The sequence below is a fragment of the Rufibacter sediminis genome, from assembly GCF_014269285.1.
GTDB classification, from domain to species: Bacteria; Bacteroidota; Bacteroidia; order Cytophagales; family Hymenobacteraceae; genus Nibribacter; species Nibribacter sediminis.
The window spans coordinates 162871-176642 of sequence record NZ_JACOAF010000020.1; the positions used below are offsets into that span (position 1 = coordinate 162871).

A 13772-nucleotide genomic window follows, 5' to 3' on the forward strand; every position below is an offset into this window, starting at 1 on the left:
CCTATATAAAAGAGTTAGAAGACCTCGCTCGTTCGCTTACCTGTAAGAACTCTCCAGGCAAGAACCAGAGCCAGTAAAACAGAGTAAGACGTTAACTACCACCCCGCAGAAAAGACCTTCTTCCAACCAAGCGCAAACATCACACCAAAATCTCCTCCATGGCTGCCTCCACATCTTTACTCCAGGTAGATGATCTGAAGATTTCCTTCCAGCTGGGGAAAGAAATGACCTCGGCGGTGAAGGGTGTTTCCTTTCAGGTAAACAAAGGCGAAGCGGTGGCCATTGTTGGCGAGTCAGGCTCGGGCAAAACGGTGACGGCTCTTTCTCTCATGCGGCTATTGCCATCCGCTGGAGTGCATATTTCAGGAGCAGCCCGGTTTCAGTCGCCTCAGTTGGATTCCGTTGACTTGCTTTCCCTTCCTGAGAAACAACTGCAACAGGTAAGAGGGAAGGAAATCTCTATCATCTTCCAGGACCCGATGGCCTCCTTGAACCCGGTAATTTCCTGTGGAAAGCAGGTAGCCGAGGCGCTACTAATCCACTTGCCGGTTACCAAAAAAGAGGCCTATAACCAAACGTTGGAGCTTTTCCGGCTGGTGAAGCTCCCCGAACCGGAACGGATTTTCAAGAGCTTTCCACATGAGCTTTCCGGCGGACAGAAGCAGCGGGTTATGATTGCCATGGCCATGGCCTGCGAACCTTCCCTGATGATCGCCGATGAGCCCACCACCGCGCTGGATGTGACCGTTCAGGCCGGAATCCTGCAACTGCTCAATGACCTTCGGCTGAAGAAAGACATGGCCTTGCTGTTTATCTCCCATGATCTGGGCGTAGTGGCCGAAGTTGCGGACCGGATTATTGTGATGTACCAAGGCCAGATAGTGGAGGAGGGAAGCGTCCTGCAGATCTTTAGTAATCCCCAACACCCGTACACCAAAGCGCTGTTGGCCTGCCGACCCACCTTGAAGACGCAGGCCACCGTTTTGCCTACCATTTCTGATATCATTGCAGCTGAGACTAGGGCAAGCGATTTGGGCAGAGATCTGGCTGGCAAGTCCATCAGGGTTCCAGTGGATAAGCAGGAGAAAGTACCCGGAAATTTGACCCATTCGCTGCCAGAAAATCCTTCGTCAGAACCGCTGTTGCAGGTACAGGATATCCACGTGGAATTCACTAGAGGAAGAATGTTTATTTGGGAGAAAAAACAGGTGAGACAAGCGGTGAAAGGCGTTTCTTTTGAGGTTTTCCCCGGAGAGACAGTGGGCATTGTGGGGGAATCTGGCTGTGGGAAAACCACTCTTGGGAGAGCCTTGTTGCGGTTGATAGAACCTACCTCGGGTAAAGTGGTTTTCAACAACAAAGATTGGTCTGTTTTACCCCAGGAAGAGCTCCGGAAAAGCCGCAAAGACTTCCAGATGATCTTCCAGAACCCCCTGGCTTCGCTGAACCCCATGATGAAAATAGGGGAGGCCATTATGGAACCCATGCAGGTACATCAGGTGTTACATACCCAGCAGGAGAGAAGACAGCGGGCCTTGGAGTTACTGGAAACCGTCAATCTTTCTCCTGAGTTTTTTCACCGTTATCCCCATGAATTTTCCGGGGGGCAACTACAGCGCATCTGCATAGCCAGAGCGTTAGCCCTGGAACCCACGTGTATCATCTGTGACGAGATTGTCTCGTCTTTAGACGTATCAGCGCAGGCACAGGTCCTGAACTTGCTGAACCGTTTCAAGCGCGAGCTTCACCTCACCCTCCTCTTCATCACCCATGACCTATCTGTGGCCAAGTTCATGTCTGATCGCCTGTTGGTGATGGACCAGGGCCAGATTGTGGAACAAGGTCCCGCGCAGCAGATTTTCACTTCCCCGCAGCAACCGTACACCCAGGCTTTGCTTCAGGCGGTGCCTGCCGGAGAATTGGAAGACATTTTAAGGGCGCAAGAGAAACGAAAAGCGTACAAAGCAAGTATAGACGAATAGATATATTTGCATGCGCTTTCTTTGCGAGCGCTTTTGCCTTATTTTCCTGAAAACAGGCCTAAAACAGCAAAGAACAAACGCTTTCTGTCGTAGAGAAAGAAAGCAGGAAAGAAATAGAAGAGACAGCTTCTTAGACTGTCAAAAGTAGGAATTGCCCTTTAGGGCAGTACCTGCAAGAAAATTGAAAGAATTAATGGAAAGAAAAAGAAGAGGCCCGGGAGCCGGCAGAGATTCAGCCCCGCGGTCTGGTAATACCAGAAAAGAAAAAGGCGCTCCGCGCCAGGAAAGAGGAGGTGCCTCCGGGAGACGCAGCGGCCGCGGCCAAAACGCGGGTGAAGTCTCCAGAGAAGTGCTGTTGAACGTATTCAGCCAGGAGCCAAAGAAGGTGTTCTCGTACCGTCAGCTGCACCGCCGGTTAGGCGTCACTGATAAAGAAGGGCGCGAGGAAGTATCAGGTCTCCTGAAAAAGATGAGCAAAGGCGGCGAGCTGATTTTCCTGCCCGATGACTCCTACATCCTCAACCCAGAATTCAAAGGCCGTACCGAGCGCAGCTTTGACCGCCCTGAGCGGAGTAGCCGCCGCGGGGAAGACCGTGGTCCTGCTGTCTCCAGAAGAGGCGGACCCACCATCATCGGGAAGGTAGATCTGGCCAATGGCCGTCATGCCTACGTGGTGAGCGAGGAAAGTGAGCAGGACATCCGGGTACCGGTGGAGCGGCTTATGTTTGCCATGGACGGCGATACCGTGAAGGTGCAGCTGCGCCGCAGCCGCCGGGCCAACGAGCGTCCCGAAGGCGAAGTGGTGGAAGTAATCCAGCGCCAGCGCGAGGAAATTGTAGGTCGTCTGGAGATGTCCAAAGGCTACGGCTTCATTGTGCCTGACCAGAAACGCATGTACTTTGACGTCTTCGTGGGCGAGCGCGGCTTAGCCGATGCCAAGCACGGCGACAAGGTACTGGTGAAAGTGACGGATTGGCCAGAAGACCCAGAGAAGAAACCCACAGGGGAGATTATCCGCGTCTTCGGACCGGCTGGGGAGCACAACGCCGAGATTCACGCCATCATGGCGGAGTTCGGTTTACCGTTCGAATTCCCGGAATCCGTCGAAAACGAGGCCAACGCCATTCCGGAGGAAATCACCCGGGAGGAAATCGCCAAACGCCGCGACTTCAGAGACATCACCACGTTCACCATTGACCCCGCAGATGCCAAAGACTTTGATGATGCGCTTAGCGTGCGTCAACTGGAGAACGGCAACTGGGAAATTGGCGTGCACATCGCAGATGTGACGCACTACGTGCAGCCTAACTCCAGACTGGAGAAAGAAGCGTACCGGCGGGCCACCTCGGTGTACCTGGTAGACCGTACCATTCCCATGCTGCCTGAGCGGTTGTCTAATGGTTTGTGCTCGTTGCGGCCCAATGAAGACAAACTCACGTTCTCAGTGGTGTTTGAGATAGATGAAAGCGCCAAGATCCATCATTACTGGGTAGGGCGCACCATCATCCACTCAGACCGGCGCTTTGCCTATGAAGACGCCCAGCAGGTGATTGAAACCGGCGAAGGTGACTTTGCCACCGAGATCCTGAAGCTGAACGAACTGGCCAAGAAATTCAAAGAGAAACGCTTCCAGAACGGAGCGGTCAACTTTGAGACCATTGAAGTGAAATTCAAGCTGGACGAGAACGGCAAGCCGCTGCACCTGTACGTGAAAGAGCGCAAAGACGCCCATAAACTCATAGAGGAGTTCATGCTGCTGGCCAACAAATACGTAGCCGAGCACGTGTACAAACTCAAAAAAGGCGATAAGAAGCTGACCATGGTGTACCGTACCCACGGCGCGCCAGACCCGGAGAAACTCATAAACTTCTCTTTGTTTGCGCGCAAGTTTGGCTACAAGGTAGACCTAGCCGAAGGCCAGGATATCTCCAAGGAGCTGAACAAACTGGCTGGCCAGACCGAGGGCAAGCCCGAGCAGAATGTCCTGCAAAGCCTGGCCATCCGGACCATGGCCAAAGCCAAGTACAGCACCGAGGCTGAAGGGCACTTTGGGCTGGCGTTCGCGCACTACTCGCACTTCACCTCGCCTATCCGGCGGTACCCAGACATGATGGCGCACCGCCTGATTGACCAGTACGCCCGGAAAGACTTCACCGCCGAGAAGGAAGAGTTTGAAGAGCGCAGCCTGCACTCCTCAGACATGGAGAAACGCGCCGCCGACGCGGAACGTGCTTCCATCAAGTTCAAGCAGGTAGAGTACATCAGTGGCTTTATTGGGCAGCAGTTCAAGGGCATTGTCTCCGGTTTGACCGAATGGGGCATGTACGTGGAGATCGAAGAAAACAAATGCGAAGGCATGGTTCGGCTAGCCGATTTGCAGGACGATTTCTACGAGCTGGATGCCGCCAACTACCGCATCATCGGGCAGAACAACAAACGGATTATCTCGTTTGGCGATGAGGTGATTGTGGAGGTGAAAGCTGCCAACGTGCTGGAGCGTACCATTGACTTAACTCTCGTTGACACCGTGAAGAAGTAAGTTCTTCGTCTTACAAAAAGCGTTTTTGGCCTGTTTTCCTGAAAAGAGACCAGAAACGCTTTTTCAACGTACCCATAAAAACTAAAATGCGGTTTCTTTATTTTACTGTAGCTTTGACGGTAAGTAAAGAAACCGCATTTTCATCTAAATCAAAGGACTTTTGCCGAATCGCTTAAAACATACACCTGTGGATATCTCGCAATTCTCGGAACGCATAAACCAGACGCTGTCCACGCTCCAGTACGGGCAGACGCCGGATGAGCTGTACGCGCCCATCCGGTATATGATGGAACTGGGGGGGAAAAGAGTGCGTCCGCTGCTGACGTTATTAGGTGCTTACCTCTTCCATGACGATGTGGAGAAAGCCGTCATGCCCGCCATTGGCGTGGAGGTTTTTCACAACTTCACGCTCATGCATGATGACATCATGGACAACGCCCCGCTGCGCCGAGGCCAGGAAACCGTGCACGAGAAATGGAACACCAGCACCGCTATCTTGAGTGGAGATGTGATGCTGGTGCGGGCGTATGAGTTCTTTCTGGGAATTGAGCCGCAAAAACTCCCGGTCGCCCTCAAGCTGTTCAGTACCTGTGCCGCGCAGGTGTGCGAAGGCCAGCAGCTGGACATGAACTTTGAGGCGCGCCAAGACGTGCAGATTGACGAGTACCTGAACATGATCCGGCTGAAAACGGCGGTTCTGCTGGGCTTCAGCCTGGAGTTGGGTGCCCTGTTGAACAACGCGGCCCCCGAGGATGCCCGGCATCTGAAGGAGTTCGGGATTAACATGGGCATTGCTTTCCAGCTCCGCGATGACCTGCTGGACGTGTACGGCGACCAGGCCAAATTTGGCAAACGCGTAGGCGGCGACATCGTCTCTGATAAGAAAACCTATCTGCTCCTGAATGCGCTGGAGCGCGCCAACGCCACCCAGCAGAAGGAACTCAGGAAATGGCAGGGACTTGGCCAGAATGGCCAGGAAAAGCAAAAAGTGGAGGCGGTGAAAGCCATCTATGATGAACTGGACATCCAGGGGACCACGCATAGCCAGATCAACCATTACTTCCAGAAAGCGCTGCATCACCTTAACGAGGTCAATGCCCTCAACAGCAAGAAAGAGCTGCTCCGGCAACTGGCCATCCAATTGATTGAGCGCGACAGCTAGAACATGGGCTTCCGCCCGATAACCAGAAATGCATCAGCCGGTGATACTGAGCGCAACCGAACCGTGCTTGGCTTCGCTTACCTTGCTGCTAAAAGCAACGCTGTTTTAGCCTCGTTTTCAAGAAAACAGGCCTGAAACGGCTTGGGGTCTCCCGGGCTTCTGTGGATGAACGCGTTTAATGTCGTATCTTTCCTCCGTTCCGCGCCATCGGTTTTAAGCCGCTGGGGAGGGATTTCGGTTTTCAGTACTTTGTCGCTCACCAGAGCCTTCACCCATCTTTGATTCTCATGCCCATCAGTATAACCATCATTCTTATTGCGCTCACGGTCCTGGTCTCCCTGTATGCCTGGCAAAACCAGAACCTGATGGAGAATTGGGTGCATCATCCGCAGTCGGTGGCGCGTAACAACGAGTGGTGGCGGCTGCTGACCTCCGGTTTCCTGCACGCCGATTTCATGCACCTGTTCTTCAACATGTTCTCTTTGTACATCTTTGGGGGCGTGGTGGAGCAGCAGTTTATGGGCGTTTTCGGGTTCACCACAGGAGCCATTCTGTACGTCTTGATGTACTTGGTGGCCATCATTGTCTCTGACCTGCCCACGTTCTTTAAGCACAAAAACGACAGCCGCTATTACTCTCTGGGAGCATCTGGCGGAGTGGCCGCCATTATCTTTGCCAGCATCTACTTCAACCCGCTGACGGAGCTTATCATTTTCCCAATTCCTATTCCCATTAAGGGCTACATCTTCGGGGCGCTTTACCTGGGCTATTCCTACTACCTGAGCAAGCGGGGCAATGACGGCATCAACCACAGCGCCCACTTCTATGGGGCCGCGTTCGGGCTGTTGGTGAGCATTCTCCTGTTTCCCGGCCAAATTCCTACTTTCATTCAGCAAGTGATCGGCGGAGCCTAGGTTTGTATTTCGCTAAGTAGACATCCTTCGACTTTTTTTGTAAACCCACGTATACTATTGTAGAACAGGTGGTTTAAAGGAAAGGAGGCGAAGATGTTGTTGAATTTTACAAAGATAGGGATGGTGTTGTGCCTTGGCGTGCTGCTTCAGGTGACGGGTCAGGCGCAATCCTTGGAAGCCAAAGTAGCCTCCACCTCTAAAGTGGCGAACCTGAGCATGGGCGAGGGAATTGCCCAGAAAGACCGTTTGCTCTTAGACCTAGTCACCAAAGCCGGTCTCATGCCTGTTTTATCCAACGGAGAGGAGCATACCTTTTTCGTACCCTCGGCGCAGGCCTTAACCCAGCATCAGAACGACTCCCCAGATCAGCTGCGCGCTTTTCTGGAACAGCACATGGTCAAAGGCAGCCTCACCACTGAGGATCTGCGCGACGGCGCCGATATCAAAACCTTGAACGGAAACACGCTGCGCGTCTGCCGGAAGAAAGGAGCCCTGCTGGTAAGTGGGGTGCGCCTGCTGCAGTCAGACCAGCTTTACCTCAATGGCGTTTGGCACCAACTGAACGGAGCCGTACAAACAAGCACCAACACCTTCTAGAAAGGCATGTGTGAATGCAGAGAGGGTCTGTCTTTTAGAGGCAGACCCTCTCTGTTTTTGCGGAAAACCTGTTTTAAGCCTGTTTTCTGAAAAGCAGCCCAAAGCTTCACGGTGCCCGGAGACTTGGCGAATGAATCGTTCTTTCATCAGGCGTACTCTGGGAGGATGGGCTTCTCGCAAAGAATTTAAAATAAAGTTCTTCCCAGAAGCAACTCTTTGGCAGACCCGCTCATCTATAGAATGAAACGTAACGCTACTCCCATGAAAAGAACCAACTTCTTCCCCTTGCTGGCTGTATTGGCCCTTCTTGTTTCCTTGTCTTCCTTTAGAGGGGCCAACCGCTCTGTCTTGGATGAGCAAACCCGCGCTTTAGCCGCTTTCCAGAAAATTAGTCTGGCCTATCCGGCCGATGTCATTCTGCGCCAGGGCAGCTCGCAAAGCGTGAAAGTGGAAGGAGACGCCGAGCAATTGGCGCAACTGGTTACCGAGGTGGAGAATGGCCGCCTGATCATCAAAAGAATAGACCAGGAACGGGACTTCAACTGGTCATCCAACAAAGACAGGGTGACTATCTACATCACCGTACCAAGAGTAGAGGCGTTAAGCGTCAGCGGCTCCGGGAAGATCAGGGGCGAAGGTACCTTCAAAGGTTCTTCTCTGGATCTGGCGGTAAGTGGATCAGGCAATATTCAGCTGGCCGCCAATGTAGAAAACGTATCCAGCCGCATCTCGGGCTCGGGCAGCATTGAACTGAAAGGCGAGGGCCAGCAAAGCACCATCTCGGTGAGCGGCTCCGGCTCCATGAAGGGCTACCAGTTCAAGACCAGCCAGGCTAACGTAAGCATCAGCGGTTCCGGTTCCTGTGAAGTCAATGCCACCTCCTCGCTCAAGTCCAGCATCAGCGGCAGCGGAAGAGTAATGTATGAAGGCTCGCCTAACGTAGACAGCCGTGTGAGCGGCAGCGGATCAGTGAAGAAACGCGGCTAATCAAGAATACCTTCGCGGTGGGTGAGCTAGGCAAGCTGCCGCTGAAGCGGATGAAATAGCCCTGTTTTCCGGAAATCGGCTTTAAAACCCAGATGACTGAAGCGGAAGCGAGTCACTTCGTTAGCGGGCTTCGCTTCTGGTACATATTCTTACAAAGCGCATAAGTCGCTTAGTGGCTGGGAAGTACTCCTGATCACTGAGCGACTTTTTTATGGAACGCGCTAAGAATATTTACAAAATGAAATGTAAATTGTAGGGGTAAGAGCCCGCTATATTGTCTATACAAGTATAACAATCGCCCCCGTATGAAAACCCTTCTTTACTCCTCTTTAGTGGCTGTCTCCTTGCTTAGCAGCGGCTGCATGAAACAGTACTTATCCAACGACCCTGAAAGCAGGCTTTCTTTCCTTCCAACCCCTTTCCAGGACAAAGACGTGGAGGTGTTCTTCCCCGGCGAGAAACCAACCGATACCGCTTTTGTAAAGGTGGCTATTCTGGAGAAGAAGGTGATGGGGAATGCGGTTGCCTATAGTGAGCTGGTGAACGCCATCAAAACCGAAGCCAAGCTGCAGGGCATGGATGCGGTCCTGCTACTCAACAAAGGCCAGAATACCCGCCTGGTGAGAGAAGGCGTACTTTCACAGGTAATCGCGGAGACCATTGCTGGCCGAGATCTGGAACCGGAGTATTCTTCGGTCACCACCCATGAATTAGCCGGCGTAGGCATCAAATACAAGAAAAATCTGCAGTACCTGCCAGAATACGTCAAATCCAAAGACATCTTCCTGCTGAAAGATGGCCAGGAAACTCACATGGGATCAGTGGCCATAGATCATGAAGGAATTCCCCGGAAAGCTTCCATTTCCTCCGCCGATGATCAGACCATCTATGAGCAATACATCCAGCCGTATGATGTGAACCACCTTCTCAAAGAGGAAGGACCGCGGTGGAAGTACAGTGCGGTACAGGGAAGAGTCAAAAAACGCATGCTCCTCAGTCCTACAGACGGCACCACCCTGAAAACCATAAAGATAAAATACAACGACGCCCTGCTACCCGCCGAGCTGGAGATGCGTTCCGGCACTTTTCTACTCCCAGAAACCATTCTGTTCTCTTACAATGAGCAGCGGAAACCCGTGGAGAAACGTGTGCTGCGGGAGAAGCAGCTGTATCTGCGGGATGTCTTCAGCTACAATGAGAACGGCAAGCTGGAAAGCATTCTGCATTATAAAGTGCAAGACGGGCAGGAAGTCCCTTTTCTGAAGACCGTGTACGAGTACTACCACTCCCTCGCTTCCGCGGAATAGAAGCTGGACCGTCCAGGTCTCTGAAAACCGGAGGTCCTGTTTTGAGCCCATTTTCATAAAATCAAGCCTAAAACCGGCTAAGGCCAGGCCGTTACTTTCCTGACATTGATCTGCCAAGTCAAACCCATCTAAGCATCGCTGCTTTGCGCGATTGGTTGTCACCGAAAGATTAATAAAAAGCAGAATCCCGTTTACCGCCTCTTTTCCAAAAAAGGGCAGTAAACGGGATTCTTTTTTGGGGCGGGAATGCTAGTTCCCTCAACCTAAGGTGATTTCCTAAGATGGCTATTCTCTCCGGACGTGAGATCCTGTTACTGCAACGTGCGCGGCCGGAACAGCAGAAATCCTACGTGCCCGAAGACGCCCCAGCGGTTCTCATCATTGTCATAGTGAATGAAGTGCAGGGCCGCCGGCCCGATGGGCAATTGCATGATCAGGCCGGTACTGGCGGTGAGGCGGGGCCGGTCAAATCCGCTGGCTCTGACGGCTTGCTGCAGGTCTCCTTCCTCTAGCGGCCGGTGTCTGAGGTGCACGAAGGCCTCGGTGCGCCATTCAAATTTGGTGAACAGGTTCTGGGAGTAGCGCAATCCGGCGGCTGCGTATCGGGTGGCGCGGTACGTATCCAGGAATAGGGTACGGGAGTCGGGCAGGGGCGAGAACGTGGGTGCCGAAGTGAGCGAGGACCGGTAATTGGAGAAAAGCCCCTGCGTACTCACCATGCCCTCAAAGAAGTAACCCCAACTGCTTTTGTCATTGTTGAAGGGGTAGTAGCCTTCATAGGTAGCGGAGAACTGCACCCATTTGTGGTCAACGGTTCGGGCATCGGGGCGCAGAGAGGTGGAGCCGGGTTTATAGGCTTCTTCTCCCATAACGGCCCTAAAACCCAGTACCGCCCGGTGACCTCGGGTAGAGTACATTTTCCGGTTCAGGGAGTTCCGCTCAAAGCGCAGCGCCGTGGTGAGGCCTACAAAATCGGTTTCGTCCAGCACGTCATCCGAGGAGACATTTTCCACGTTGGCATACTCGTCTTCATTGGAGAAATACGAGCCGTCTACCACAAACCTGCTTCTGAAGTTGTGACTGAACCCGGCTTGCAGACCTACCTTGAAATCACGTTGCCGCACCTGGGTGCTGGCCGCGTCTCGGTCCAGGAAAGTTTTGGTGCCCTGGTAGTTAAGGCTGCTGTACATCACGGAGGGTTCAATGTAGAACGGCAGCCGGGCCGGCACATTCACCCGCAAACCAAACTGACCGGCCGAATAGAACCTGCCTAAGTTGGCGTTGAGGCCCATGGTGTACAGCAGACGGTTGAGGTAGCGGTACTCCAGGCCCACGTACAGGTTGTCTACCGGGCGGGTGCTGAAGACAGCCCCCACCTCAGCGGTGGCGTTGTTGCTTTGCTGCGCATCAATGTTGAGCACGTAGCCGCCGGCGGTGCTGTCAAACTGGATGCGCGGGTAAATGCCCCTGAAGAAATCATTGGCTGCCAGGCGGTAATAGCCTTCCTCAATGTCATCTATGGTGTAGTTGTCACCTTTGCGCAGAAAGAACTTGCTCACGTAGGTGTTTTGGTTTTCTTTGAGGCCTTTTACCTGAACCCGGGCAAAACGCGGCGGCGGGGCCTGGCTCTGGAAAGCCGTACGCCGGTGGGCCAACTGCACAGAGTCTGCCTGGCGGGTGATGCGCTCTTTCAGGAGGGGCAATTTTCCTTCGGCAGACTTCACACCCAGGTCAATCAATTCTTTCACCTTAGCGAAATCTGTGGTGCCAAAGCCTTCCAGATCAGGTTGGATGAGCACGCCGTTGGGTCCCACGGCCAGGGTATCGGCCACGTCAAAACTCAGGAAAATGAGCGAACTGCCCAGCAATTCATCGTCCTTCTCTTTGGGGTACTTCTTATAGGAGACATCGCCCACGTTCACGCCAATAATCACATCCGGCTTGAACTCCGTGCGCATGACATCGGTGGGGAAGTTGTTGAAGAGCCCGCCGTCAAACAGATAACGCCCGTCTGACTGCCGGATGGGGCGGAAGGCCAGCGGCACCGCCATGGAGTTCCGGACGGCATCGGCTAAAGACCCGCTGCGCTGCACAATCTGCTGCCGGGTGAAGATCTCGGCGGTAAGAGCCCTGAACGGCACAAACAGCTTATTAAAGTCATACTCCGCAATAGCACCCCCGGCCGCCAGCGTGGAAGCCAATGCATAGTTGAGGTTCACATCACTGATGAGGCCACCGGTGGTCTGTACTTTCAGGCTGGACTGGAGGGTGAGTGGGAGCCGCAAGGCGGCCGGCGAAGGGTCCAGGCTGAAGTAGTTGAAGGCGTGGTCTTCCAGTTGCCGGCCAGAGACCCAGTACTGGAACTTAGGCGACAAGACCAGGTCTTCTATGTCCTGCGGCGAGAAACCCGCCGAGTACAGTGACCCCACCACGGCACCCATGCTGGTGCCTACAATGTAATCTATGGGGATGTTGTTTTTCTCCAGCACCTTCAAGACGCCCACGTGCGCCAATCCTTTGGCGCCGCCGCCACTCAATACCAGGCCCACCTTCTGCGCCGAGGTCTCGCCAGAAAGAAGCAATATGAAAACGAGAAGTACCCTTAAGTGAGATAAGAGTTTAGGCATATAAAACAGCTAAAAATGAAATAAAAGGGCGAATTGCCTGTGCTTAGGTATGCCTTGGCCACAAAGTAATGAATAACTCTGCTAGAGAAAGGAAGTACTGGGAAAGGCTTAAAAGCCATCAACAAAGCCGCTTAGGTGCACTTACTAAAATCACAGAAAAAGGTTAGAAGGAAAGTAGATTGTTTCCGTTCCAGGGCAGCAGAAATATGGGCTATGTTTCTGCCTGCTGGCAACAGAAGGGCTGCCGCCCCTCAACAGCAGAGTTTTTTTCTTCTGAGAATGGGGCAAAGGCGGCTTCTACTCCTGTAAAGGCACTACCCAGGGAGAGGGCGTGTGCGGCTGCCACGGAACGGCGGCCAGGTTCACGGTAGAATCTACCAGAGCTTGGTAGGGACGGCTGTTGAGGCTCACCTGGGTAAGCGCGAATACTTTGACCTCTTTGTACCCCAGCTGCCAGTATTTACGGGCCAAAAACTGGCTGTACTGCCAGATGAGGTCTGGATGCGTGGCTACGGTGCGGGCCTGCTTGGGGGTGAGATGCTTTTCCGGGAACTCCTCAAAGACGTTTCCATCGGCTTCCACCCTGTAGTAGGCCGCTCCAGACTTGGTGCGCAGCATCATGTGCCAGGACATCCGGTGCCCTTCCTCGGTCCAGTTGGTATTGCCGGGGAACCACCATTGCCGCATGGGCAAAATTACCTGTACCACCAGATGGGCGGTCAGCAGCAGCAGCAAGCTCTTTTCTCCCATATGCAGCACCGGGGCGGGGGTAGGAACTGCGGAGAGAGCCGGTTTGTGGCGCAGGAATTTCCGCCGGATGGTTTCGGGTGGGAAAAAGAAGACGCACAACCCCAGCGCCAGGTACGGGAAAATGCCTATATGGAAGACCGCCGAGTTGAACCCGTGGAAGAAAATAGCCAGCAGGAACGCCCACTTTCTGGTGCGGGACCACAGCAGCAGCGGGCCAATTAGAAGATCGAAGAAAATACCGCCGTATACCACCAGTTGCTGAAACCACGCCTGCTGCAACAGCCCGCCAATCAGCCAGAAATGGCTCTTGTTCGCAAACCACACCCGCACCGGAATCCCCGCCAGCCAGTCGGCATTGACCTTGGCGATCGCTGCGTAGGTGTAGACAATGGTCATCTGGGCCACAAAGAGGAGAAGACACCAGCGCGGGCAAGAAAGCGACCGTAACGCCGGTTTCCGTTTCACGTCAAGGGAGGCGTACGCGTGGGCGGGCATCAGCAGCATCAGGAAACAGAGCACCAGCAAGAGGTAATAGTGGTTGTTGTAGCTGGTCTTCTGCATGAGGTACGCGCCCCACCACAGGAAAGTGAACGCCGTGATGCTGGCCCGGTAAAAGAGCCCCACCATGACCAGCAAGCCCAGCAAGGCCATAACCCCGTAATAAAAGTACATGCCGTTGCCGGGAAGCGGCTTCAGCCATTCAAACCCGATGAACGGGAACAAGACCGTGGGGTCTATCAGGTTCTTCTTCACCCAGCCCGTGGCAATGGCCCCACCCGATTCCAGGAACAGCAGCAGCCCAAATATCCACCGGAAGACAATCAAAGGAGCATTGTCTACCGGCTGGCGCAGCCACGTCAGGAAAGAGGGTTTGGAAGCCGTAAGGGTACTGGAGAGCATAGATTAA

General features: G+C 53.5%; 9 protein-coding genes. 7 read left to right on the forward strand and 2 right to left on the reverse strand.

Annotation, left to right across the window (positions count from 1 at the left end; genetic code table 11):
- Nucleotides 1–158 precede the first annotated feature (158 nt).
- From H7U12_RS07390 to H7U12_RS07420, 7 genes are all read left to right on the forward strand, one after another.
- Nucleotides 159–1982, forward strand: a complete 1824-nt coding sequence (locus H7U12_RS07390) for an ABC transporter ATP-binding protein (RefSeq protein WP_186635305.1) — start codon at nucleotides 159–161, stop codon at nucleotides 1980–1982.
- Between the two features lie 193 nt (nucleotides 1983–2175).
- Nucleotides 2176–4521: a ribonuclease R gene (gene rnr, locus H7U12_RS07395; protein WP_186635308.1), complete on the forward strand. Its 2346-nt coding sequence runs from the start codon at nucleotides 2176–2178 to the stop codon at nucleotides 4519–4521.
- A gap of 187 nt (nucleotides 4522–4708) precedes the next feature.
- Entirely contained in the window at nucleotides 4709–5683 is a 975-nt protein-coding gene (locus H7U12_RS07400; protein WP_186635310.1) for a polyprenyl synthetase family protein, read from the forward strand.
- A gap of 287 nt (nucleotides 5684–5970) precedes the next feature.
- Nucleotides 5971–6597 carry a rhomboid family intramembrane serine protease gene (locus H7U12_RS07405; protein ID WP_194362512.1) on the forward strand — a complete coding sequence of 209 codons (627 nt, stop codon included), beginning with the start codon at nucleotides 5971–5973 and terminating at the stop codon, nucleotides 6595–6597.
- A 93-nt stretch (nucleotides 6598–6690) separates the two neighbouring features.
- Nucleotides 6691–7194, forward strand: a complete 504-nt coding sequence (locus H7U12_RS07410) for a fasciclin domain-containing protein (RefSeq protein ID WP_186635313.1) — start codon at nucleotides 6691–6693, stop codon at nucleotides 7192–7194.
- Nucleotides 7195–7455: 261 nt separating this feature from the next.
- A complete protein-coding gene (locus H7U12_RS07415; protein WP_186635316.1) occupies nucleotides 7456–8181 on the forward strand; it encodes a head GIN domain-containing protein in 726 nt (241 codons plus the stop codon).
- Nucleotides 8182–8543: 362 nt separating this feature from the next.
- Entirely contained in the window at nucleotides 8544–9488 is a 945-nt protein-coding gene (locus H7U12_RS07420; protein ID WP_186635319.1) for a hypothetical protein, read from the forward strand.
- 311 nt (nucleotides 9489–9799) lie between these two features.
- On the opposite strand, the gene H7U12_RS07425 is transcribed toward H7U12_RS07420, so the two are convergent.
- The gene (locus H7U12_RS07425) at nucleotides 9800–12115 is read right to left on the reverse strand and encodes a patatin-like phospholipase family protein (RefSeq protein ID WP_186635322.1); all 2316 of its coding nucleotides are present in this window, start codon (nucleotides 12113–12115) and stop codon (nucleotides 9800–9802) included.
- Between the two features lie 297 nt (nucleotides 12116–12412).
- Nucleotides 12413–13765: an HTTM domain-containing protein gene (locus tag H7U12_RS07430; protein WP_186635325.1), complete on the reverse strand. Its 1353-nt coding sequence runs from the start codon at nucleotides 13763–13765 to the stop codon at nucleotides 12413–12415.
- Nucleotides 13766–13772: the final 7 nt, after the last annotated feature.